Here is a 23609-nt window from a genome sequence, read left to right on the forward strand (position 1 = left end):
GGCGCCGTTCAGACCAGTCCGACGTCCGCTGCCAGCCGCCGGCGGTCGACCTTGCCGTTGGCGTTGACCGGAAAGAACTCGACCCGGTGGTACCGCGCCGGCGCCATGTAGGGCGGCAGGTGGTCGGCCACCAGGTCCGCCAGGGCCGCCTCCGCCACGGTGTCGCAGGTGTAGAGCGCGTGCAGCTCGACCGCTCCGGCACCGGGCAGCGCCAGGACGACGACGTCGTGCACCCCCGGGTGCCGGCGCAGGACGGACTCGATCTCGCCCAGCTCGATCCGGTAGCCATGGATCTTGACCTGGTCGTCGAGCCGGCCCAGGTGGACCAGTTCACCGTCCTCCCGGCGGACCCGGTCCCCCGTCCGGTACCAGCTCGCCGGGCCGGGCGGGCCGTCGACCGGCGTCGTCCGGCGGCCGTCGTGGTCGACGAACCGGCCGGGGTTCTGCGCGGGGTCGAGGTAGCCGTCGAACCGCTGGCCGCCCCGCACGCAGAGCTCGCCGTCGTCCCCGGCGGTCCCGTCGGCCGCCAGCAGGACCCCCTCCAGGTGCGGATGGATGCGCCCGATCGGCACGGTGTCGTTGCTGGTGCGGGGCCACCGCGCCGGATCGGCGGGAAGCTGGTAGCGGGTGCAGGTGACGGTGAGTTCGGTGGGCCCGTACAGGTTCTCCAGGGTGCTGCCCGGTGCGGCGTCCGCCCACGCCCGCGCCTGGGCCAGGGTGAGCTGCTCACCGGCGAAGAGGCTCCACCGCAGGCCCGGCATGCTGCCGGGACGCAGGGTGCGCAGGCGGCGGGCCAGGGAGATCACCGACGGTACGGAGAACCAGTGGGTGATCCCGTTGTCGTTGACGTAGCGGACGGGGGCCAGGGTGTCGCCGGGCGCGGCGACCACCAGCAGCGCGCCGGACGACCAGGCGACGAACATGTCGAACACCGACGGGTCGAAGGTCAGCTCGAAGGTCTGCGACAGCCGTGACCCCGGCCCCACCTGGTAGGCCCGCACACAGTGCGCGAGGTAGGGGGCGAGGTTGCGGTGCCGGATCGGCACCCCCTTGGGCGTGCCGGTGGATCCGGAGGTGAACAGGGTGTACGCGACGTCGTCGGGGCCGCCGGCGTACGCGTCGGTCCACCGCTCGGCCGGCACGTCGTACCAGCGCTGCTCCGGCGTGTCGGGCAGGTGCAGGACGCCGACCGGCCCGGCCGCCTCGTCGGCCACCCGGCCGCCCGCGTCGTCGGCGAGCAGCGCGTCCACCCCGGCGTGGGCGCAGGTCCGCCGGATCCGTTCCGCCGGCGCGTCGGGGCCGAGCGGCACGACGGTCGCGGCCAGCCGCAGCGTGGCGAGATAGCCGACGTACGCCGCGAGGCTGCGCGACGCGCAGAGCCCGACGACCCGGGGCGGGCGGCCGTGCAGGGCGACCAGCCGGGTGGCCAGCCGCTCGACCCGGTCCAGGAGTTCGGCGTACGTCAGCTCGTGCCCGGCGACGCGCAGCGCCGGGGCGTCGGGATGCCGGCGGACCGTGTCGGTGAACCCCTGGAAGAGCGTCGGGCCGTCCGCGCTCACCGGGAGCCGCCGGTGGTCGCCGCCTCCGGCAGGTCCCCGCCGTCGTCGGCGGTGCCGGCGTCCCCGCTGTCGTCCGGGTCGCCGGGCGCCGGGGCGGCGGCCGGGCCGTCGACCTCCGCCATGCGTTCCCGGGTGACCACCTTGAAGAACGGGTAGATCAGCAGTACGCAGAGCACCGCGAAGAAGCCGAACGCCACCTGGTAGGAGAAGAACTCGGCGAGGACGCCGGCGAGGATCGCGGCGACCGGGGTCATGCCCCAGGCCACGAGGCGGCTCGCGGCGCTGAACCGGCCGAGCATGTCGGCCGGCACCAGCGACTGCGTGATGAACCGGGAGTTGACCGTCCACATCGTGCCGCCGGCGCCGGCGAGGAACGCCGCAGCGCCGATGGCCCAGGCGCTGGACGGCGCGGCGGGCAGCAGCGCCGGGGCCGCGACGAGGGCGAAGGCGCCCACGATGTCGGTGAACATGGACCAGCGTCGGCCGATCCACCGGTTGACCGGCCCGACGATGACGGTGCCGATCACCCCGCCCGCGCCGAGGCCGGTGAGCAGGAAGCCGTACTGCCGCTCGTCGAGGCCGAGCGGGCCGCCGACGGCGTAGACCGGGATGAGGGCGAGCCACGCCGCCCAGCAACCGGCCATGATCGCGATGAGCAGCGCCATCGTCCGGAGCAGCCGGTGCTGCCAGAGGAACCGGAGGCCCTCGCGGATGTCCTCGTTGACCGAGCGCTTGCGCGCGGGGGCCGCGACCTTGAAGTTGCCGACCAGCAGGAGCAGCAGGACCGCGCCGGCCACGTAGGCGAACCCGGTGACGCTGAGCGCGAGCCCGAACCCGACCGCCACCAGGAAGCCGCCGATCGGCTGGCCGGCGAAGCCGTTGAACAGGTATTCCAGGGCCGTGATCCGCGCGTTGGCGGTCTCCCAGCGGTGTTTCGGCACGGCCGACGGGACGATGGAGACTCCGGCGATCCCGGCCACCACGTCAGCCAGGCCGATGACGAGGGCGGCGGCGTAGATCAGCGCCAGGGTCGGGCTCGCGGCGAGCACGGCGACGAGAAGCGCGCCGACGGAGACCATCCGGGCGATCTCGGCGCCCATCAGCAGGGCCCGCCGGTCCATCCGGTCGACGAAGACGCCGACGTGCAGCGCGGCCACCAACCACGGCAGGCTCATGATGGCCGCGACGGCGGTGACCACGACGGGTGATCGACTGATCTGGGCGGCTAGCAGCGGGAGGGCGATCCGGGCCACCGCGTCGGCGATGTTCGTGGTGCCCGTGAAGATGACCAGAATCCATTCGTTCCGCCTGGCTCCGGGCGGATCCGCCTGCGCTGTGGTTTGAGCTGTGGCCACGACAATCCCTCGCACGGTCTTGAATTGGGAGAAGTGAATCGGAACTCCGCCGCGAAGTTCGCACAGCACCCGGACAAACGGTAAGGGACCATTTACCCGGCCGTGCTTGTCAATTAGCTGACACGCAATGCCGAGCGGGTCGGGGACCGATCCGGCACTTCCGCCCCGGCCATCGCCGGCAATTCCGATCGAACCGGTCGCCGGGGCTGAACGGAGTCGCAGGTCATCGGGGTCCGCGCGTTGACAGGGCGGTCGTACGGGTATCGACAGGCGGCTCCAACAATAGCGGAAGGTCCCTTTCGCGCCTTATGGGAATACTCTGCGTTGCGCTGGTTGCACCATAGGTCATCCGGGGGAACGTGTCCATCCTCACGTCAGCGGGTCGGCCGGCTCCTCCGGCGGCGGCCACGACAGTCCACCGGGACCCGAATAATACGTACGGGCGTTTCTGTCGCCCGGTGCCGCATCTGAGGCGATTACGGCGGCATTGCCGCCCCGCCGGGCACCGCCGCCCCGCCTCCGCCACTGGCCAGCGCCCCTTTTTACGCCGTACCCGCCCGGAGCCGGACGGGCTCCCGGGTGCCGCCCGAATCAGCGACCAACGACATTCCATCCCGGGAACATCGAGAGAACATCGGCGCCGGGATGCTCGGACCCGTAGAACTTCCAAGCGCAAATTCAGTCGACCCCCACCTCGATCGGCGGCCCGGCTCCTCGCCCGGTTTCCGATCATTGCGGCGCGGCCGACCTCAGGTGAACGGGAAGCAGGGATGACGACTCCAGCTGACCTCGACACGACGATCGCGAAGTACGCGTCGGTGGCCTTCGACGACTCGACCCCCCTGCTGGAGGCCGGCCTCGAATCGCTGTCCCTGCTTCGGCTCGCCGTCGAGCTGGCCGACGACGACGACGCGGAGATCGACGCCACCCGCCTCGTGGACCTCCGCACCGTCGGCGACCTCAAGCAGTGGCTACGCGAGCTGAGCGCCGTGGGCGCCGAGACCGGGGGCGCACGGTGACCACGACGGCCGGGACGGAACCCGCGACGGACACCGGGCCGGTGCGACTGCCGATCACCGAGTCGCAGAAGGGGCTGCTGGTCGTCAACGAACGCTCGCCCGGCCGCGCCGTCTACAACCAGCTCGTCCGCTTCGACATCGACCCGTCAATCCCCGACGAGACGATCGAGCGCGCGCTGGCCACTGTGGTCGCCGTCCAGCCGGCGATGCGCCAGGTCTTCGGGCTGCTTCCGGAGATGCACGCGCGGCTCACCCCGCCGCCGGGTCCGGAGGACTTCCCGCTCGAACGGGTCACGGCCCGGCTGCGCGACTTCGAGGAGGCCGTCGCAGCGGCGCAGCGGCGGATCGGCCGACCCGAGTTCGACCTGGCCAACGGCCCCGCGTACCGCTTCGCCGTCGTCCGCTGCGTTGACGAGCCCCGGGTGGCCGTCCTCCTCTGCGACCACCACATCATTCTCGACGGCGTGTCGATGGGGCCCCTGGTGCGGGACCTCCAGGAGGCACTGGCCGGCCGCCTCGCCGGGGCGGAGGCCGAGCAGCGGCGCGCCGCCCGCGAGAAGGCCTTCGTCAAGGAGCTGGCGGCGCAGAACCGCACCGCCACCTCCGACCGCGTCGTCGACCGGTCCCGGGAGTGGGCGGCCCGGCTGCGGGAGGTCCCGCCCCTGGTGCTGGCCCCTCTGCCAGGCCGCGCCGCGCAGACGGAGTTCACCGGCGACCGGGTCAGCTGGTACCTGAGCGCGGCCGAGACGGCCGCGCTGTCGGAGACCTGCCGGCGGCTGGAGATCTCCCCCTTCGTCTTCTTCTCGGGCATCTACGGGACCGTGCTGGCCCGGCACGGCAACGTGTCCAGCGTCCTGGTCGGCAGCCCGTTCATGGCCCGCCGCACGATCGGCGCCTTCGACCTCGGCGGCTTCTTCGTCAACACGCTGCCGGTCACCGTCGACGTGGAGTGGAGCCGCACCGTCGACGAGCATCTCGGCAAGGTGGTCCGGGAGTCCATCGACTTCTGCCGCGCGAACGTCGACGTCACCTTCAACCGGCTCGTCGCCGACGTACGGCCCGACCGGTCCAGCAACCGCAACCCGCTGTTCTCGGCGATGCTCGCCATGCAGGACACCTTCACGCCGGAACCGGGCGGGGCCGTGCTGCGGGTCCTGGAGCCCGGCAACGGCACCGCCAAGTTCGACCTCTGGCTGGGCGCCACCCCCGTCGACGGCCGCTGGCTGCTCGAACTCGAGTACGACCGGCAGCTCGTCGCACCTGTCGTCGCCGACGGGCTGCTCACCTCGCTGCGCGACGCCGTACGCGGGGCGGTCCGGGACGGCTCGCAACGGCTCGGCGACCTCTTCGCCGACGCCTCCGCCGCGGCCAGCGTCCGCTCCGACGGCTGGACCAGCCCGCTGACCGGCGACACGCCCTGGGACTGGGTGACGGCGGCGGCCCGGCAGCGGCCCGACGCCCCCGCGATCGAGGACCCGACCCGCCGGCTCGACTACCGCCAGTTGCTGGCCGAGGCCGAGCGGATCAGCGCCGGGCTCGCCGCGCACGGCGTCGGCCCCCGGGCGGTGGTGGGCCTCGCCGCGACGACCCTCTGCGACACGGTGACCGCCATCCTGGCCATCCTCCGCCGTGGCGCGGCGTACCTCCCCCTGGATCCGGGCCTGCCCGCCGAGCGGCTGGAGTACATGGTCCGGCGGGCCGGCTGCGAGTTCGTCGTCGGCGAGGCCCTGGTGCCCGACGTGCCCACGGTCGCGGTGGCGGACCTGGCCGCCACGACGGAGCCGGTGCCCGACTCGCTGGCCGACCCCGACGCCCCGATCTACGTGATGTACACGTCGGGCTCCACCGGGCAGCCCAAGGGCGTCCAGATGGGACACCGCCCCCTGGCCAACCTCACGAGCTGGCAGATCGCGGCCCTCGGCATGGACGCCGAGACCCGCTTCCTCCAGTACGCCCCGCTCGGCTTCGACGTCTCCTTCCAGGAGATCCTGCCGACCCTGGCGGCGGGCGGGACGGTGGTCTCCCGCGAGCCGGCCGACCGGCGGATGTTCACCGCCGTCCTCAGCCGGATCGCCAGGACCGAGGTGACCCACGTCTACCTGCCGGTCGCGGCGCTGCGCCCCCTGGTGCAGACCGCCGCGAGCCGGGGCACCCGGTTGCCCGCGCTGCGCTACCTGTGCGTCTCCGGCGAGCAGCTCATCGTCGACGACGAGATCCGCGACTTCTTCCTCGCCCACCCGCACTGCACCCTGGTCAACCTGTACGGCCCCACCGAGACCCACGCGGTCACCTCGCACCGGCTGTCGTACCGGGACGCGGTGTGGCCGACCCACGTGCCGATCGGCCAGCCGTACCCGCGGGTGAGCGCGTACGTGGTCGACGCCACCGGCCACCTCGCCCCGCCCGGCGTCGCCGGCGAGCTGCTCCTGGGCGGGGACTGCCCCGCCGACGGCTACATCAACGACCCGGAGATCACGGCCGAGCGGTTCGTGCCCGACCGGTTCTCCGGCGCGCCCGACGCGACCATGTACCGCACCGGGGACCTCGTGGTCCGCGACGACCGGGGCGACCTGGTCTTCCTGGGCAGGATGGACACCCAGGTCAAGATCCGGGGATACCGGATCGAGCTCGGCGAGATCGAGGCGGTCGCGAACCAGGTCGACGGCGTCCGACAGTCGGTGGCCGTGGTCCGGGGCTCCGGGTCCGACCGGGAGCTCGGGCTGTTCGTCCGTCCCGACGCGGACTCCACAGTCGACCCGGAACAGGTCCGCCAACGGCTGACCACGGCGCTGCCGGTCTACATGCGTCCCCTGTGGATCTTCCCGGTCGACCGGGTCCCGACCACGCCGACCGGCAAGACCGACCGCGACGCCCTGCTGCGGCTCGCCGACGAGCTGCTGGTCGAGCAGCAGAGCGCCGACACCGCCGAGGTCGCATACGCCGACGACCTGGAGCGGGAGCTGGCCGGGCTGTGGGGCGGGGTGCTCGACGTCGAAGGCATCCGGCCGGACCGCCCGCTCATCGAGTACGGCGCCCACTCGCTGAACATCTTCACCACCCTCGCCGAGGTGCAGGAACGCTACGGAGTGGCGGTGCCGCTTGTCGACTTCTTCGCCGCGCCCACCGTGGCCACCCTCGCGGGGCTCGTCCGCACGGGACGCGGCGGCGACGAAGCGGCGGTGACGCCGTGACGACCAGGCTCCCCGGCCGGCTGGTCCCCCTGCTGCGGCGGGGCGCCCGACCGGCGTGCGTACTGCTGCCGGGCGCCGGCGGCGGGCTACAGCCCTACCTGCGGCTCGCCGCGGCCATCGGCAAGACCCACAACGTCGCGGCCGTACGCGCGGCCGGCCTGCTGCCCGACGAGGAGCCGGAGCTCAGCATCGCTGAGATGGCCGACGCGGCGGCGCAGGCGCTGGACGCGGACGGCACCGTCCCGGCGGCCGTCTTCGGCTGGTCCCTCGGCGGCTCGGTCGCCTGGGAGCTGTGCGTCCGGCTGGCCGAGCGGGGGCACCTGCCCGACCTGGTGCTGGTGGACGCGACGCCGCTGCCGCGCCGCGCCACGGCCGAGGAGGACGCCCGGGTCCGCGAGACCGTCGTCGGGATGCTCGGGCCGCGCCCCGCCGCGGCGACCGTCGAGCGGGTCCGGCGGGTCTTCGACACCCAGGTCGCCGCCCTCGCCGACTACCGGGCCGAACGGCCGTACGCCGGCCGGGTGCTGATGCTGATGTGCACCGACGAGGAGTTCGGGTTCCGCGCCGAGGCCGAGGCCCGGTGGCGGGAACTGGCGCCGGAGCTGAGCGCCGGGCGGCTCGACGCGGGGCACTTCGACGTCTTCGACCCCGAGCGCCTGCCGCAGCTCGTCGACGAGGTGACGCCGTTCCTCGGCCGGGCCTCCGGTGCGGTGCTGCGATGAGCCCGCTCGCGGTCGTCAGCGGCGGCACCCGGGGCATCGGGCTCACCTTCAGCCGCCGGCTGGTGAAGCTGGGGCACCGGGTGGTCGCGCCGTACCGGGGTGACGCCGTCGCGGCGGCGTCGGCGGCGGCCGAGCTCGGCGCCGCGTTCCACCCGGTCCGGCTCGACGTCGGCGACGCCGCCGCGGTCGACGCCGCCGTGGAGACGGTCCTCGCGGAGCACGGCCCGCCGACCGTGCTGGTCAACAACGCGGGCATCAACATCGACAGGCCGTTCCTGGAGATGTCGACCGAGGACTGGCGGCGGGTGCTCGACACCAACCTCTCCGGCGTCTTCCACCTGACCCGGGCGTTCGCACCCGCGATGCTGGCGGCCGGGCGCGACGGCGTGATCGTCAACGTGGGGGCCACCACCGGCATCCGCCCCCGCCGCAACGGCGTGAACTACTGCGCCAGCAAGGCCGGCCTGCTCCAGCTCACCAAGTGCCTGGCGCTGGAGCTGGCGCCCCGGATCAGGGTCAACTGCCTGATCCCGGGCATGACCGAGACCGACGAGCTGGTGACCCGGTTCCGGCTGGACGACCCGGCCGCCCGGGCGGCGGTGGTCGCGGAGATCCCCCGGGGCCGCATCGGCACCACCGAGGAGATCGCCGACGCCCTGGAGTTCCTCGTCGGGCCGGCGAGTGGATACCTGACCGGGCAGAAGCTGATCGTGGACGGTGGGCAGTTCATGTGGTGACCGATGTGGACGAGATCCTGGACGGCGCGACGCGGGCCCGGGCCGAGCTGCCCCCGCCCGGCGACGGGCGCTACGACCGGTACTGCGAAGCGCTCGCCGACCGGCTCGCCTCCGGCTGGGCCGACGTCCTGGCGGCGAACGCCACCGACGTGGCCCGGGGCACCGAGGCGGGCCTCGGCCCCGAGCTGGTGGACCGCCTGGCGCTCGGCAAGCGCCACCTCGACGCGCTGGTCGACCTGATCGCGCGGACCCGTGCGGCGCTGCCGGCGGTGACCGCGCCGACCGAGGGACACCGGGCCGGCAACGGCGCCACCGTACGCCGGCAACCCAAGCCGCTCGGCGTGGTTCTGATGATCTTCGAGGCGCGGCCGACGGTGACGGTGGAGGGCGCCCTGCTCCCGGTGGCGGTCGGCAACGTGGCCGTCCTGCGCGGCGGGTCGGAGATCGCGGCCACCAACCGGGCCCTCGCTGTCGTCGTCGGGCAGGCGCTGGCGGACGCGGGGCTGCCCGCCGGCACCGTACGGATCGTCACCGACCCCGACCGCCGGCTGGTGCGGGCCCTGCTCAAGCGGCACGACGCGGTCGACGTGCTGATCCCCCGGGGCAGCCCGACGCTCATCGACTACTGCCAGACCAGCTCCACCATCCCGGTCATCGCCAGCGGCGGCGGGGTCAACCACCTCTACGTCGACCGCAGCGCCGACCTGGAACTGGCCGCCCGGATCGCGCTCGACAGCAAGCTGGGCGAGCCCACCGCGTGCAACACCCTCGAACTGGTGCTGGCCCACGCCGACGTGGCCGAGGAGCTGACCCGGGCCCTGCTGCGGGCCGGCGCCGGGCTGACCGAGCCGTGGCTGCTGCGGGTCGACCCCCGGCTGACCGCCGCCGTGCCCGCCGGGGCGCCGGTGGCCGAGCTGACCGCCGCCGACGACGGCCGCGAGTTCCTGGAACGCGCGGTCGGCATCCGGCCCGTCGCCGGCCTCGACGAGGCGGCGGCCCACATCCGCCGCTTCGGTTCCCGGCACACCGAGGGCGTGGTGGCCACCGACCCGACGGTCGTGGACGGGTTCCTGGCCAGGGTGGACGCCGCCGCGCTGGTGGTCAACGGCTCCCTGCGCCTGCACGACGGTCCGACGATGGCGCTGGGACCGGAGCTGTCCATCAGCACGGGTCGGCTGCACGTACGCGGGCCCGTCGACCTGTCCGCACTGCTGACCTGGAGCTGGGTCGTCGACGCCGGGGGCAGGCTGCGCGGCGACGGGACGGAGGCGGCATGACGGACCGGTCCCTGATCAACGAGGCGGTGAAACGGCTGGTCGTACGCGAGTCCCGGCTCGCGGTCGACCCCGCCACGGTCGACGACCTCGAACCGCTCAACGGCGACCTGCTGCGGGTCAACTCGCTCGGTTTCCTCGGCATGCTCGTCCGGCTGGAGGACGAGCTGGACGTGACGCTGCCGGACGACATCTTCGCCGGGCGGGTCTTCACGACCGTCGCGGACCTGGTCGACGTCGTCGCCGACGTGGTGAAGGAGGAGTCGTGACCGAGACACCCCGGGCCTGGCGCAGCGTCCTGCCGCACCTCGGCTACGAACTGCCCGCGGACGTGACACCGGAGGACACCGACGGCCCGGTGACCGCCACCCTGCCCCTGGAGCTCATCCGGCAGAGCGTGTCGGCCCGGGAGTTCTGGCCGATCCCGGAGCCGGTGGCCGAGCGCTACCGGGCCTACCGGCCGGCGCCACTGTGGCGGGCCCGCCGCTTCGAGGCCGAGATCGGGGCCACCGTCCCGATCTACGTCAAGTACGAGGGCGGGAACATCTCCGGCAGCCACAAGTTCAACACCGCGCTGGCGCAGGCCCACTACTACCACCGGGCGGGCTTCCGGGAGCTGGTCACCGGCACCGGCGCCGGGCAGTGGGGCAGCGCCCTCGCCGCCGCCTGCGCCGCGTTCGGCATGGCCTGCACCGTCTTCATGGTCGGCGGGAGCCTGCGCGACAAGCCGTACCGGGGCAGCCTGATGCGGCTCTACGGCGCGGAGCTGCACGCCAGTCCCAGCCCGCTGACCGGGGTGGGACGCGCCGCCGCCGAGCGGCCGGGGCAGGGCAACAGCCTCGCGCTGGCCATCGGCGAGGCCGTCGAGTACGCCCGGGCGGATCCCAAGCGGGCGTTCTGCATCGGCAGCGGCGAGACGTACAGCATCCTGCACCAGTCGGTGATCGGCCTGGAGGCGATCGACCAGCTCGCCGCCGTCGACGCCACCGTGGACGCGGTGATCGGCTGCGTGGGCGCCGGCAGCAACTTCGGCGGGCTGGCCCTGCCGTTCTTCGCCGCCTGGCGGGCCGGTGAGCTGGACGTGCCCGCCGACCTGATCGCGGTCGAGTCCAGCGCCACCCCGAAGCTGACCCGTGGGGTGTACGCCTACGACCACACCGACTCCACCGGCACCGGCCCGATGGAGCCGATGTACACGATCGGCAGCGGCTACGCGATCCCCGCGTCGCACTCGGCCGGGCTGCGCTTCCACGGCGCGGCGAAGCTCATCTCCGCCATGCGGCACCGGGACCAGATCTCGGCGCTGGCGGTGGGCCAGCGGGAGGCGCTGACCGCCGGCCGGACGTTCGCCCTGACCGAGCTGGTGCTGCCCGCGCCGGAGTCGGGTCACGCGCTGGCCGCCGCCGCCCGGGTCGCGACCGGGCGCGAGTCCGGGCACCCGGCGCGGCACGGGGTGCTGGTCTGCGTCAGCGGACACGGCCTGCTCGACCTGGCCGCGTACGACAAGCTCCTCGCCGGTCTGCCCGAGGACCGGCCGGCCGACGCGGACGCGTTGCGGGCGGCGACGGCGTCGCTCCGCGCGGTCCACGAGATCTGAAGGGCGTGACATGGTCGCTGTGCCTGCGGTGCCGACGCGCAGCCGGGAGTGGACGCCGGTGCTGACCGGTCTCCGCGCCGACCTGCTGGACTGCGTCCAGGTGAACCTGGCCGCGCTGGCCGACCGGGCCTACGGGCCCGGCGCGCACCTGGCGCTCGGGGCCACCCTGCGCTTCCACACCGTCGAGGGGCCGGCCGGGACGCCGGCGGTGACCGCGTCGGTGGACCAGCGGCTGGCCGAGGCGGCCGACCTGCTCGGCCTGCGGGTCGCCCGACGCTGGGACGACGTGCCGGGCGCGCGGCTGCGCGAGCTGGTGGCGGCGCACTCGCCGCTCTACGTGGTCGCCGACACGTTCACCATGAGCTGGCTGCCGTACGCCGGAAACCAGCACATGGAGCACAGCTTCCTGCTGGTCGACGCCGGTGAGCACTGCGTCGTGGTCGACGGCTACCACAACTCCACCCAGTGGGGTGACGCGCGGCCGGGGACGTGGCGGATGTCGACCGCCGACTTCGACGCGGCGGTGCCCCGAGCGACCGCGATGACCGTCGTCGCCGACGGCGCTCCGGTGCTCGACCGGGCGGCGGTGCTGCGGGAGAACGCCGCCGCGTTGCGCGCCGAGGCCGACCGGATCGAGGACTACCTGGCGGCGGTCCGACGGCGGGCGGGCGAGGCGGAGGCGGCGGCCCAACTGGTCCTCGACGTGTGGCTGCTCGGCCGGTCCCGGGCCCTGCACGCCGCCTGGCTGGCCGGCGACCCGGACGCCGCCGACGCGGCACGGGAGGCCGCCGCCCGCGCCGACGCCTGGCTCGCGCTCGCCAGTCAGAGCTACGTGGCGATGCGCCGGGTGCGCCGGGGCGGCGTCTTCCCCGCCCCCGTCCTCGACCAGCTCGCGGGCCTGCTGCGCGACGACGTGGCGCTCGCCGGACGGCTCGCCGACGCCGGGCCGGTGCCGCCGCCGCGGGACGGATCCGCCGCCGACCCGGGCCGGATCCGCGAGGTGCTGGCCGACGAGGTGCGTGGCGTCCTCGGCGTCGGCCCGGAGGTGCCGGTCGACGGGCGTCCACTGCGGACGCTGTCGGGCTTCAACTCGTTCCGGCTGGTCGAGGTGATCGAGCGGGCGGAGGCACGGCTGGGGGTGGAGCTGGACCCGGACGACCTCACCGGCCCGGCCCTGCACGACCTCGACTCGCTGGGCGCCGTGTTCGAGCGTGCCCGGCCGGCGACGCAGGGGGTGTCGGGCCGGTGAGCGGGCTGCTGCACGAGCTGCTGGACCGCACCGCGGCCGCCCGGCCGGACGCGCCGGCGATCGCGCACGGCGACCTGGTCCAGAGCTACGGCGAGCTGGACGCCGCCAGCCGGCGGCTCGCCGGCTGGCTGGCCGGGCGGGGTGTCCGCCGGGGCGAACGGGTGGTGGTCTGCCTGCCCACCGACCCGCTGCTGCCCGCCCTGCTGTACGCCTGCTCCCGGGCGGGCGCCGTGTTCAGCGTCGTCAACGACCAGTCCCCCGCCATCGCCCTGGCGCACGTGCTGACCGACGCCGAGCCGGCGCTGCTGGTCACCGACAGCCCCCGGGCGCTCGCCGTGGCCGCCGAGCACGGGGTGCCGACCGTCGGCTCGGCGGAGCTGCGCCGGATCGTGCGGGACGGCCCGGACGCCGAGCCGGCGGCGGCCCCGCTGGCCGTCGACCCGGTCTGCCTCATCTACACCTCCGGCAGCACCGGCATGCCGAAGGCGGTGGTCTCCACCCACGCGCAGGTGGTCTTCGCCGCCGGGGCCATCGCCGCCCAGCTCGGCTACCGGGCCGACGACGTCGTGTGGTGCGCCCTGCCGCTCTCCTTCGACTACGGCATGTACCAGATCTTCCTCAGCACGCTGGCCGGCGCCCGGCTGCACCTGGCCTCCCCCGCCGACACCGGCCCGACGCTGCCCCGGCACCTGGTGAACAGCGGCGCGACCGTGCTGCCCGCCGTGCCCGCCCTCGCCCGGGGCCTGGCCCGGATGCTGTCCCGCCCGGGCACGGCCGTGCCGGCGCTGCGCCTGCTCACCAACACCGGCGCGGCGATGCCGCCCGAGGTGCTGCGCGACCTGCGCGCCCGGATCCCCACGCTGCGCGTACAGCTGATGTTCGGGCTCACCGAGTGCAAGCGTGCCGCGATCATGCCGGTGGACGAGGACCTGCGCCGGCCCGGCGCCTCCGGGCGGGCCCTGCCGGGCACCGAGATCCTGATCGTGGACGCGGACGGCGCGGCGGTGCCGCCCGGCACCGTCGGCGAGATCGTGGTCCGCGGCCCGCACGTGATGGCCGGCTACTGGCGTCGCCCGGAACTCACCGCGCAGCGCTTCCCCCGCGCCGAGGGGCTCTTCCCCCAGCTGCGCACGGGCGACCACGGCTGGCTCGACGCCGACGGCTACCTCTACTTCGTCGGCCGGCGCGACGACATCTACAAGGAACGCGGCATCCGCGTCAGCGTCACCGAGGTCGAGGCGGCGGCGTACCGGATACCGCAGGTGCAGGCCGCCGCCGTGCTGCCGCCCCGCGCCGAGGACGGCGGCGACTCGGCCACCCTGTTCGCGGTGACCGAGCTGACCGCGCCGGAGGTGCTCGCCGCGCTGCGCACCGAACTCGACGAGATCAAGACGCCCCGGACCTGCCTGGTCGTGCCGGAGATCCCGCTGACCCGCAACGGCAAGGTCGACCGGGCGGAGCTGTACCGGATGTGGTCGGAGCGCGCCCGTGTCTGAGCTCGCGGAGATCTTCGACCGGCCGGACGCGCCGCAGACCCCGGCGTACCTCTACGACACCGACGAACTGGCCCGCTCGTACGCCGCGCTGCGCGCCGCCCTGCCCGGGCCCGCCGAGCTGTTCTACTCGCTCAAGGCCAACCCGCACCCGGCGGTGGTCGCCGACCTCACCGCCTCGGGGTGCCGGGCGGAGGTCTGCTCCCCCGGCGAGCTGCGCGTCGCGCTGGCGGCCGGCTGCGACCCGGCCGAGGTCCTCTACACCGGCCCCGGCAAGCGGGACGTCGACCTGGCCGAGGCCGTACGGGCCGGCGTCGGGCTCTTCTCCGTCGACTCGCCGTACGGGCTGGACCAGCTCGACCGGGTGGCCCGCGAGCACGACGTCGAGGTACGCGCGCTGGTGCGGATCAACGACGACACCCCGGCCCCCGGGCAGGGGCTCACCATGACCGGCGTCGCCTCGCAGTTCGGCGCGGACGTGCGCTGGGTGCTGGACCGGCCCGAGCTGTTCGGGCCGCGCCGGAACGTGTCCCCGGTCGGGTTCCACCTCTACATGGGCAGCAACGTCGACGGCGAGGACGCCCTGCTCGCCCAGTTCACCCAGTCCGTCGACACCGTACGGCGGCTGGCGGCGGCGACCGGGACGCAGCCGGAGTTGATCGACCTGGGCGGCGGCTTCGGGGCGCCCTTCGCGCGGGCCGGCACCCGGCCGGAGCTGCCGAAGCTGGCGGACCGGCTGACGGCGTTGCTGGGCGACGCCTTCCCGGGCTGGCCGGAGCGCGGGCCGGGCGTCGCCTTCGAGTCCGGCCGGTACCTGGTCGGCACCTGCGGCACGCTGGTCACCCGGGTCCTGGACGTGAAGCGGTCGCAGGGCGCCACCGTGGTGGTGCTGGAGTCGGGCATCCACCACCTCGGCGGGATGTCCGGGCTGCGCCGGCTGCCGCCGATCGTGCCGGACCTGGTCACCGTGGACGCGGCGGCCGGCGCGCCGGTGCCCGGGACCATCGTCACCGGGCCGCTGTGCACACCGCTGGACACGTGGGCCCGCGCCGCGGCCCTCCCGCCACTGGTCCCGGGCCAGCTGGTCGCCGTGCCCAACGTGGGCGCGTACGGCCTCTACGCCAGCCTGGTGGCCTTCCTCGCGCATCCCATGCCGGTCGAGGTCACCGTCGCCGGGGGCCGGATCACCGGCGTGACCCGGCTGGAGCTCACCCGGCACACCGTCATCGGCAGCGACAGGGGTTGATCTGACAATGGACGCCGCTTTTCCGGACCTGCTCAAGCCGTTCCTCAAGTACGCGGGAACGCAGCCCATAACCGCCGAGGCCTCGCTCAACGAGCTGGGCCTGGACTCGATGCGCGCGATCGAGCTGCTCTTCACCATCGAGGACACCTACGGCGTGTCCATGCCCGACGAGCTGCTGACCGACAGCACCTTCGCCACCGCGGGCAGCCTGTGGAACACCATCGAGTCGCTGCGGGGGCGGGCGGCGTGAGCACCGCGACCCGCCACGAGGCCGCGCTGGAGGAGGTGCTCGCCGCCACCGCCGCGCACGCGGAGCAGGCCGACGAGTCGGCGGAGTTCCCCGTCGCGGCGCTGGACGCGATGCGGGCCACCGGCCTGCTCGGCCTGCTCGTGCCGGCGGAGCACGGCGGCGGGGGCGGCGGGCTCGGCGACCTCGTCGACGTGACGCTGCGGCTGGCCCGGGTGGACATGTCCGTCGCGTTGATCTTCGCGATGCACTGCCAGCAGGTGGTGGCGGTGGTCCGGCACGCTGACGGCCCGTTCGCCGCGCGGCTCCTGCCGGAGCTCGGCAAGGGCGACGTCTACCTCGCCTCGGTCACCACCGAACGCGGCAAGGGCGGGCACCTGCTCAGCTCGGAGTCGACGGTCCGGCAGGACGCCGGGACGTTGACGATCGACCGGGACGCCCCGATCGTGACGGGCGGCCAGCACGCGGACGCGTACCTCATCACGACGCTGGCGCCGGACGCCACCTCGCCGAGCCAGGTCTCCCTGGTGTACGCCCGCCGCGACCAGCTCACGCTGGAGGTGCGCGGCGGTTGGCAGCCGCTCGGGATGCGGGCCACCCAGAGCGTGCCGATGCGCCTGACCGGGCGGGTGCCGGCCGACCAGGTGATCGGCGCTCCCGGGAAGTTCCGCGAGATCGTCGCCCCCACCTTCGGCCCGCTGGCGCACATCGGCTGGTCGGCGGCGTGGCTCGGCGCGGCGACCGGCGCGCTGTCGCGGATCCTGCACCACATCCGCGACGCCGGCCGGGGCCAGTTCGATCCTTCCTCGGAGCTGCTGCTGACCCGGCTGGCCCGGGTCCGGGGCCGGCTCGACCTGATCAACGCCCTGCTGCGACACACCGTCGCCGCCGTGGAGGGCACCCCGGACGTGGCCGACCCGTCGACCCAACTGCTGGTCAACTCCCTGAAGGTGCACGCCGCCGAGCAGTGCTTCGCCGCCGCCGACGAGATGGTGGAGCTGGTGGGCCTGCGGCACGGCTACCTCAGGTCGTCGCCGCTGTACCTGGAGCGCGTCTTCCGGGACCTCCGCTCGGCCTCGCTGAACTACGCCAACGACCGGCTGCTGCTCGTCAACGGGGCGCTGACGCTGCGCGACCGGCAGGTGCACCTTGCCTGAGCTGCGGACGGCACCGGCGGCGGCCCCCACCGGGCCCGTCCCGGCGGCACCCGATCCCGGTGCCGACGTGGCCGCGCGTACCGGGGCGGCGCTGCGCGGGCTGGAGTCCCCGGGGGACGCCCGCGCCGTGTGGCGGGCGCTCGGCGAGCACGGCCTGCTGCGCGACCTCGGGCCAGCCGAGCTGCCGGGGCTGCTCGGCACCCTCGACGCGTACTGCCCGGTGGGGGTGGTGCTGTCGGTCTGCGTCCAGGTCGCCAGCGCGCTGCCCGTCCTGCGCGAACAGGTCGACGCGGAGCCGGCGGACGGGCCGGTGCGGGCCGCGTACCTCGACGCGGTCGCCGGTCGCGCGACGCTCGCGCTGGCCGCGACGGACCGCGACGGCGCCGGCTCCGACCTGATGGAGCTGGGCACGACGGTACGCCTCGACGACCGGTCGCTGGTGCTCGACGGCGGGAAGCGGTGGATCACCAACGCCCGCACCGCCGGCCACGCGCTCGTGCTGGCCCGGCACCGCCCGCAGCGGCACTTCACCAGCTTCGTGTGGGTACTGGTGCCCACCGACGCCCCGGGCGTGCGGGTGTCCGCGACCCGGGGCACCCCGCTGACCGGCGCCGGGCTGGGCGACCTGCACTTCGACCAGGTGTGCCTGGACCGGTCGTACCTGGTCGGCCGGCCCGGCCGGGGCATGGTCAGTTTCGCCCGGCACATCGCCACGGAACGCTTCGCGGGCGGCGTGTGGGCCGCCGCGATGTGCCGGCGGGTGCTCGCCGACACCCACCGCCGGCTCGTCGAGCGTCCCCTCGGCGACGGCCGGGCCTGGGACAACGCGGCGATCCGGGAGCGGTTCGCCCGGTGCGTGGTGGAGGCGTGGCGGATCGAGGCGGCCTGCGACGCCCACCGGAGAAGCACCGAGCCCCTGGTGACCAGCATGCTGCTGAAGACGTCGGTGGCGCAGGGCCTGGACGTGGTGCTCGGCGAGTGCGCCGCCCTGCTCGGCGCCGAGGCGTACGCCGAGGGCGGGCTGGCGCAGCTGCGGGCCGCCGCCGGCATGTTCGCCACGGCCGGCGGCGCCACCGGCGCGATGCTCGCCGGCATCGCCGAGCACGTGCCTGACCTGCTGCGGGACCGGCCGTGGTGACGGCCCGGCAGCGGACGGCGCTGGCCTGCCGGGCACGGCCGCGCCGGGACCCGACGGGCCGCCACCGGGGCATCGTCCGGCTGCGGCTGGGCGCCCGGGTGCGGGTGGCCCTGGCCGAGCAGCGACTGCTCGCCCACCTTCCGCCGGCCCCGGCGGACCTGGCGACCGTCGGTGACCTCCCCGCCGGCCCGCGCGCCGAACGGTTGGCCGCGCGGGCGCTGCTGCGCCTGCTGCTCGCCACCGAGCTGGGCCGGGCGGCTGGCGCCACGCCGATCGCCGCCCGCGACGGCGGCCAGCCCCACCTGCCCGAGTGGCCGGGGATCAGCGTCAGCCTGTCCCACGACGCCGGGACGGTGGCCGCCGCGCTCGGCCGGGGCGTGCCGGTCGGCGTCGACGTCCAGGTGCCCGTGCCCGCGCCGCCGGCCCTGCTGCGCCGCTGCTGCGCCCCGGCGGTCCGCGCCGCCCTGGACCGGCTGCCCGCACCGGCCCGGGACCGCGAGTTCGCCTGGATCTGGACGGTGCAGGAGGCGTGCGTGAAGGCGACCGGCGCGGGCCTCGCCGGCCGCCCCTGGGCCATTCCGGTGCCGGCGGGACGGCGGACGGGCCGCTGGGCCGACCTGCGGTGGGTGAGCCTGCGCGGGCACAGCCGGGTGCCGGCGAGCGTGGCGCACGTGGTGGGTACGCGATGACCGCCCCGGACCCCCGCTTCGCCGGGCTGAGCTGCTACACCGCCAACCTGGCCGGCTACCGGGCCGGCGAGTTCGCCGACACCCCCGACCGGTTCGCCGACTCGGTACGCGTCGCGGTGCGCACGGACCTGCCGGAGGGGCAGCTCGCCTTCTCCCACCACCGGGTGCCGCTCGACCGGCTGCCGGACGGCACCCGGCTGGCGTGGGCCACCGCCCCGGTCGACGGCGTCGTCGAGTCCGTCGACGCGGAGCTGCGGCGCCACGGTCGGGTGCTGGTGGTCACCGACAACGCGGCGCTGCCCTGGTCCCCCTCGGCCGACGGCACCGCCCACGCGCCGCACTGGCTGCTGGTCGACGACCGGCGCGGCGACGACTGGCACGTGGTCGACGGGTTCAGCGGGCTGCTGCCCGCCGGCGAACAGGAGCCGTACGCCGGCTGGCTCGGCACCGCCGGGCTGCTCGCCGCGATGACCCCGCCGCCGGCGTGGCGCCCGGAGCAGGACCGGCGCAACGCGCTGGCCTTCGGCTTCTGGATGCCCCCGCCGGCCGGCGGGCAGCCGCAGTGGCTGGTCCGTACCGGCGCCCCCGGGGACGAGCCGGAGCTGCCCGGCGACTGGCTGCTCGACGAGGACGCGGCCCTGGAGTTCCTCCGCGACCACGTCGTCGCGCACCCGGAGGCCGCCGGGGCGCACCTGGACGACCTGTGGGCCGTCGCGCAGCACCGGACGTTCCGGTACCGCCACCTCGGCGACGACGAGGCGGTGCGGGCCTGGGCGGACCTGCCCCGGGCGCTGCGCTTCGCGGTGGAGTCGGCCCGTCGGGGACGCCCCCGGTCCGCGCTGGTGCGGACCACCTTCGACCACCTGCGGCACCTGGAACGAGACCGGTCGACCACCCCAGCGCCGGCGGCGGAACGCCCGCACCGGCAGACCTTGTGAAGGATGTGCGATGCAGACCCGTACCCTCTACGACTGGTTCCGTACGTCGGCCCGGCAGTACCCGGACAACGTGGCGATCGAGGTCGCCTCGGACGCACTGACCTACGCCGAGTTGCGGGCCGCGGCCGAGCGGTTGTCGGCCGCCATGCAGCGCGCGCCGGGACGGCCACCCCGACGGGTCGGGCTGCTCACCTCCCGCAGCCTCGTCGGCTACATCGCCTACCTGGCCGCCCTGCGGCTGGGTGCGACGGTGGTGCCGCTCAACCCCGCCAATCCGGCGGCCCGGAACCTCGCCATCTCCGACGAGGCGGGGCTCGACCTCGTCATGGTCGACGACACCTCCGGCGACGGGCTGGCCGAGTTCCGCGCGCAGACCACCGTCACGGTCCTCGACCTGACCGGTGAGGGCTGGCGCCGGTTTCTCGCCCCGGGCGACGCGGCGGAGATCCCGCCGGAGGTGGAGCGGGGCCGCGACGACTTCGCGTACATCATCTTCACCAGCGGCACCACCGGGAAGCCCAAGGGCGTGCCGGCGACCCACGCCAACGTCGACTCGTTCCTGACGGAGGTGACCAAGCGGTACCGGTTCCGGCCCGAGTCGCGGGTCTCGCAGACCTTCGAGATGTGCTTCGACGGCTCGATCCTGGCGATGTTCGGCGCGTGGGGCACCGGGGCCACCCTGTGCGTGGCGCAGCGCGGCGACGTGCTGACGCCGGTGCGCTTCATCAACACGAAGCGGCTCACGCACTGGCTGTCCGTGCCGTCGCTGATCTCGTTCGCCAAGCGGTTGCGGGCGCTGGCACCGGAGAGCATGCCGACCCTGCGGCTGAGCTCCTTCGGCGGGGAGCCGCTGACCATCGAGCAGGTCAACGACTGGACGGCCGCCGCGCCGAACACCGCCGTGATCAACTGCTACGGCCCCACCGAGACCACGGTCATCGTCACCGCGTACGAGGTGCCCGCCGACCCGGCCGCCCGGATCGAGTCGTCGAACCGGTCGGTGCCGATCGGGGACATCTACCCGCACCTCGACTACGTGCTGCTCGACGAGGACCTGCGCCCGTGCGACGACGGCGAGCTGTGCGTCCGTGGCGAGCAGCGCTTCCCTGGCTACCTCGACCCGACGGAGAACGCGGGTCGGTTCGTCTCCTTCGACGGCGACCGGGGCCGGCTCTACGACGGCACCGGGCCGTTGACCGCCGAGCACTGGTACCGCACCGGCGACCGGGTCCGCCGCGAGTTCGGCGAGCTGGTGCACCAGGGCCGCATCGACCACCAGGTGAAGGTGCGCGGCAACCGCGTCGAGCTGGCCGAGATCGAGGCCGCGCTGCGCGCCCACGCGGACGTGGTGGAGGCCGTGGTGCTCACCGTGGCCGGCGCCGACGGGGAGCTGGACCTGCACGCCGTCTACACCGGCGCGGCGCTGGCCGACGACGACCTCACCCGGCTGGTGGGACACCTGCCCCCGTACATGCGGCCACGGGCGTTCCACCACCGGGCGGAGATCCCGCTGACCGAGGTGGACAAGGTCGACCGCAAGCGGTTGACCTCCGAGCTGCTCGCCACCCGTGGCTGAGCAGCACGCCGGGGCGGCCACGGGCCCGGTCCCGGCCACCGGCATGCAGGAGGCCCTGTGGTGGGTGCACCAGCGGGCCCGGGACCGGTCCGTCTACCACCTCACCTGGCGGCTCGCGGTCGACGAGCCGCTCGACGAGGCGGCGCTGGCCGTCGCCTGGCAGGCGATGGTGGACCGGCACGAGGCGTTGCGGACCTCGGTCGTCCGGCAGGCGGACGCCGTCACGCTGGTGGTGGCGCCCCGGATCGTCGTGGGCCCGCACCGGGTGGAGGTGGACGACCCGGGACCGGCCGACCTGGGCACACTGCTGCGGCTCGTCGCCGAGGAGGTGCACGCCGGGCCGATGGAACCGGAGGCGGCACCGCTGGCCCGGATCACCCTGGTCCGGGTCGGCGACCGGCACGAGGTGCTGCTGACCGTGCACCACGTGGTGCTCGACGGCTGGGCGGTCCAACTGCTCGTCGGCGAGCTGTCCGAGGCGTACGCGGCCACGCGGGAGGGACGTGCCGTCAGCTTCCCGGCCGACCCGGTGCCGTTCAGCACGTACGCGCGGGAGCAGGCCGCGGCCCGCGCGGACGGCCGGTGGGACAAGAGCCTGGCGTACTGGCGCGACGCGCTCGCGGGCGCCGCCTCCGCCGTCCTGGAACCCGACCTGCCGGGCGAGGTGGCCAGCGGCGCGCCCGGCGCGATCCTGCGCTACGGCTTCAGCGCCGAGGCGGGCGCCGGGATCGCCGCCCTGGCGAAGGCCACCTTCGCCACCCCGTTCGCGGTCATCCTCGGCGCGGCGCAGATCGTGCTCGCCCGGGCCGGCGCCGGGCCGGACGTGGCGGTGGGCGTGGTGACCGCGAACCGGATGACCGCCCGCGACCAGGCGCTGCTCGGGTACACCGCCAATCTCTGCGTGGCCCGGGCCACGGTCGACGGGGCGGACACCGTCGCGGGGGTGGTGGGTGCCGCCCGGGACGGGATGTGGCAGATGCTGACCCACCAGGCGGTGCCGTACCCGGTGGTGTTCGGGGCGCTGCCCGAGGCGACCCGGAGCGCGCTGGGCGATCCCGCGCCGCTGCTGCTGAGCTACCTCGGCCCGATCGGCACCGACCTGCGGCTCGGCCCGGTCCCGGCGACGCTGCTGCCCAGCCCGAACCGGGCCGCCCGGGCCGACCTGGCGATGTCCGTCTGGGAGGCCGACGGCGGCTACCTCGCCGAGATCGAGTACCACACCGGGCGCTACCGGGAGAGCAGCGTGCTGGCCCTCCTGCACGACCTGGACGAGGTGCTGGCCGACGGCGGCGCCGAGCCGCAGCGTACGGTCGGCTCGTTCGACGTCGCCACCCGCGCCCGGGCCGGCCGCGCGGCCCCGGCCACCGTGGACCGCGACCGGGCGACCGGCCCGCTGCCCGAGTCGGCGGACTGGGAGCACGTCGTCGCCGCCTGGACCGACGTGCTCGGCGGCCCGCCGGCCGACGCGGACGTCGACTTCTTCGCCGCCGGCGGCAACTCGCTGAGCGCCCTGCGCCTGGTGGACGCGCTGGCGGCCGACGGGCGACCGGCGGTGGACGTCGTGCGGTGGCTGGGCGAGCCGACCCCCCGCCGGTTGGCCGACCTGCTGGGCAACGGGTCGCAGCCGGTGGCGGCGGAGTCGACGCTTGTGGAGTTGCGGGCGGGCCCGGGGCCGCACCTGCACCTCGTGCACGGCGCCGGGGGCAGCCCGCAGGACTACCAGGACCTGCTGGCGGAGCTGCCGGAGCACTGGCGGGTGACCGCCTCCCGCGACAGCGCGGAGCTGCCGACGGTGGCGGCGCTGGCCCGCCGGTACCGGGCCGACCTGGACGCGGCGGGGCTGGTCCCGGACCTGCTCGGCGGTTGGTCCTTCGGCGGCCAGGTCGCCTACCAGATGGCCGCCGACCAGGTCGGACGGCGCTCGGCGCTGGTCGTGCTGGACTCCGCTCCGCCCGTCGGGTACGAGCTGCCGGCCGACGAGGTCCGGGACCGCTTCGACACCTTCACCGAGAACATCCACCGGGCCCTCGACCTGGAGCCGGACACCCCGAGGCCCCGGGTGACGGGTGGCCCGGAGCCGGCCGGCTTCGACGAGCGGCTGGCCCTCGGCGCGCTCGCGGCCAGCCTGGCCGCCGTCCAGCAGCCCGTGCCCACGGCGCTGCTGGCGCACCGGTGGCGCAGCTACGAGCGCCACGTCCGGGCCAGCGCCGAGTACGTCCACGACGGCCCGGTCGACACTCCCGCGCTGGTGATCGGTGCGGATCTGCTCGACGCGCAGCTCGCCCAGTGGACGGCGCGGGTCGGGGCGGCCCGGTCCCAGCGGATCGGCACCGACCACTTCGGAGTGTTGCATTCCGCCGCCGTGACGCAGGTGGCGGCGGCCGTCATCGATTTCGCGCGCGTCGCGGCGGCGCGAGGTTAA

The 23609-nt window shown here is 74.8% G+C and carries 19 protein-coding genes; 17 read left to right on the forward strand and 2 right to left on the reverse strand.

Annotation, left to right across the window (positions count from 1 at the left end):
* Window positions 1-8: 8 nt before the first annotated feature.
* The gene (locus tag AB0B83_RS02420; protein ID WP_357576625.1) at window positions 9-1559 is read right to left on the reverse strand and encodes an amino acid adenylation domain-containing protein; all 1551 of its coding nucleotides are present in this window, start codon (window positions 1557-1559) and stop codon (window positions 9-11) included.
* Complete coding sequence (locus AB0B83_RS02425; protein ID WP_357576626.1) at window positions 1556-2914, reverse strand: MFS transporter; 1359 nt, start codon at window positions 2912-2914, stop codon at window positions 1556-1558. The genes AB0B83_RS02420 and AB0B83_RS02425 overlap by 4 nt, the downstream gene beginning before the upstream one ends.
* Window positions 2915-3684: 770 nt before the next feature.
* Here AB0B83_RS02425 and AB0B83_RS02430 point away from each other — a divergent pair.
* From AB0B83_RS02430 to AB0B83_RS02510, 17 genes are all read left to right on the forward strand, one after another.
* Window positions 3685-3933 (forward strand): phosphopantetheine-binding protein, encoded by a 249-nt coding sequence (locus AB0B83_RS02430; protein WP_151453764.1) that lies wholly within the window; start codon window positions 3685-3687, stop codon window positions 3931-3933.
* Complete coding sequence (locus tag AB0B83_RS02435; RefSeq protein ID WP_357576627.1) at window positions 3930-7124, forward strand: amino acid adenylation domain-containing protein; 3195 nt, start codon at window positions 3930-3932, stop codon at window positions 7122-7124. The genes AB0B83_RS02430 and AB0B83_RS02435 overlap by 4 nt, the downstream gene beginning before the upstream one ends.
* Complete coding sequence (locus tag AB0B83_RS02440) at window positions 7121-7846, forward strand: alpha/beta fold hydrolase (RefSeq protein WP_357576628.1); 726 nt, start codon at window positions 7121-7123, stop codon at window positions 7844-7846. Before AB0B83_RS02435 ends, AB0B83_RS02440 begins: the two co-directional genes overlap by 4 nt.
* On the forward strand, window positions 7843-8583 hold the full coding sequence (locus AB0B83_RS02445) for an SDR family oxidoreductase (RefSeq protein ID WP_357576629.1): 741 nt from the start codon (window positions 7843-7845) through the stop codon (window positions 8581-8583). The genes AB0B83_RS02440 and AB0B83_RS02445 overlap by 4 nt, the downstream gene beginning before the upstream one ends.
* Window positions 8580-9860, forward strand: coding sequence for a glutamate-5-semialdehyde dehydrogenase (locus tag AB0B83_RS02450; RefSeq protein WP_357576630.1), 1281 nt, complete (start codon window positions 8580-8582; stop codon window positions 9858-9860). The genes AB0B83_RS02445 and AB0B83_RS02450 overlap by 4 nt, the downstream gene beginning before the upstream one ends.
* Window positions 9857-10126 carry a phosphopantetheine-binding protein gene (locus tag AB0B83_RS02455; RefSeq protein WP_357576631.1) on the forward strand — a complete coding sequence of 90 codons (270 nt, stop codon included), beginning with the start codon at window positions 9857-9859 and terminating at the stop codon, window positions 10124-10126. Before AB0B83_RS02450 ends, AB0B83_RS02455 begins: the two co-directional genes overlap by 4 nt.
* Complete coding sequence (locus tag AB0B83_RS02460) at window positions 10123-11454, forward strand: TrpB-like pyridoxal phosphate-dependent enzyme (protein ID WP_357576632.1); 1332 nt, start codon at window positions 10123-10125, stop codon at window positions 11452-11454. The genes AB0B83_RS02455 and AB0B83_RS02460 overlap by 4 nt, the downstream gene beginning before the upstream one ends.
* A 10-nt stretch (window positions 11455-11464) precedes the next feature.
* A complete protein-coding gene (locus AB0B83_RS02465; RefSeq protein ID WP_357576633.1) occupies window positions 11465-12703 on the forward strand; it encodes a phosphopantetheine-binding protein in 1239 nt (412 codons plus the stop codon).
* Window positions 12700-14199, forward strand: coding sequence for a class I adenylate-forming enzyme family protein (locus AB0B83_RS02470; protein WP_357576634.1), 1500 nt, complete (start codon window positions 12700-12702; stop codon window positions 14197-14199). Before AB0B83_RS02465 ends, AB0B83_RS02470 begins: the two co-directional genes overlap by 4 nt.
* Window positions 14192-15442, forward strand: a complete 1251-nt coding sequence (locus AB0B83_RS02475; RefSeq protein ID WP_357576635.1) for a type III PLP-dependent enzyme — start codon at window positions 14192-14194, stop codon at window positions 15440-15442. Before AB0B83_RS02470 ends, AB0B83_RS02475 begins: the two co-directional genes overlap by 8 nt.
* 7 nt (window positions 15443-15449) lie before the next feature.
* Window positions 15450-15692: a phosphopantetheine-binding protein gene (locus AB0B83_RS02480; protein WP_089002193.1), complete on the forward strand. Its 243-nt coding sequence runs from the start codon at window positions 15450-15452 to the stop codon at window positions 15690-15692.
* Entirely contained in the window at window positions 15689-16846 is a 1158-nt protein-coding gene (locus AB0B83_RS02485; protein ID WP_357576636.1) for an acyl-CoA dehydrogenase family protein, read from the forward strand. The genes AB0B83_RS02480 and AB0B83_RS02485 overlap by 4 nt, the downstream gene beginning before the upstream one ends.
* 67 nt (window positions 16847-16913) lie before the next feature.
* A complete protein-coding gene (locus AB0B83_RS02490) occupies window positions 16914-17984 on the forward strand; it encodes an acyl-CoA dehydrogenase family protein (RefSeq protein ID WP_357576694.1) in 1071 nt (356 codons plus the stop codon).
* Window positions 17978-18673 carry a 4'-phosphopantetheinyl transferase superfamily protein gene (locus tag AB0B83_RS02495; RefSeq protein ID WP_357576637.1) on the forward strand — a complete coding sequence of 232 codons (696 nt, stop codon included), beginning with the start codon at window positions 17978-17980 and terminating at the stop codon, window positions 18671-18673. Before AB0B83_RS02490 ends, AB0B83_RS02495 begins: the two co-directional genes overlap by 7 nt.
* Window positions 18670-19611, forward strand: coding sequence for a hypothetical protein (locus AB0B83_RS02500; RefSeq protein ID WP_357576638.1), 942 nt, complete (start codon window positions 18670-18672; stop codon window positions 19609-19611). The genes AB0B83_RS02495 and AB0B83_RS02500 overlap by 4 nt, the downstream gene beginning before the upstream one ends.
* Before the next feature lie 10 nt (window positions 19612-19621).
* Window positions 19622-21187 carry an amino acid adenylation domain-containing protein gene (locus AB0B83_RS02505; protein ID WP_357576639.1) on the forward strand — a complete coding sequence of 522 codons (1566 nt, stop codon included), beginning with the start codon at window positions 19622-19624 and terminating at the stop codon, window positions 21185-21187.
* Entirely contained in the window at window positions 21180-23609 is a 2430-nt protein-coding gene (locus AB0B83_RS02510) for a condensation domain-containing protein (protein ID WP_357576640.1), read from the forward strand. Before AB0B83_RS02505 ends, AB0B83_RS02510 begins: the two co-directional genes overlap by 8 nt.

Source organism: Micromonospora sp. NPDC049060, from assembly GCF_040649055.1.
GTDB classification, from domain to species: domain Bacteria; phylum Actinomycetota; class Actinomycetes; order Mycobacteriales; family Micromonosporaceae; genus Micromonospora; species Micromonospora reichwaldensis.

What these genes read in the sequence shown, in the direction of transcription:
- AB0B83_RS02430 (WP_151453764.1), top strand. Translation starts at nt 3,685, where the DNA reads ATGACGACTCCAGCTGACCTCGACACGACGATCGCGAAGTACGCGTCG.
- AB0B83_RS02445 (WP_357576629.1), top strand. Translation starts at nt 7,843, where the DNA reads ATGAGCCCGCTCGCGGTCGTCAGCGGCGGCACCCGGGGCATCGGGCTC.
- AB0B83_RS02455 (WP_357576631.1), top strand. Translation starts at nt 9,857, where the DNA reads ATGACGGACCGGTCCCTGATCAACGAGGCGGTGAAACGGCTGGTCGTA.
- AB0B83_RS02465 (WP_357576633.1), top strand. Translation starts at nt 11,465, where the DNA reads ATGGTCGCTGTGCCTGCGGTGCCGACGCGCAGCCGGGAGTGGACGCCG.
- AB0B83_RS02480 (WP_089002193.1), top strand. Translation starts at nt 15,450, where the DNA reads ATGGACGCCGCTTTTCCGGACCTGCTCAAGCCGTTCCTCAAGTACGCG.
- AB0B83_RS02500 (WP_357576638.1), top strand. Translation starts at nt 18,670, where the DNA reads ATGACCGCCCCGGACCCCCGCTTCGCCGGGCTGAGCTGCTACACCGCC.
- AB0B83_RS02505 (WP_357576639.1), top strand. Translation starts at nt 19,622, where the DNA reads ATGCAGACCCGTACCCTCTACGACTGGTTCCGTACGTCGGCCCGGCAG.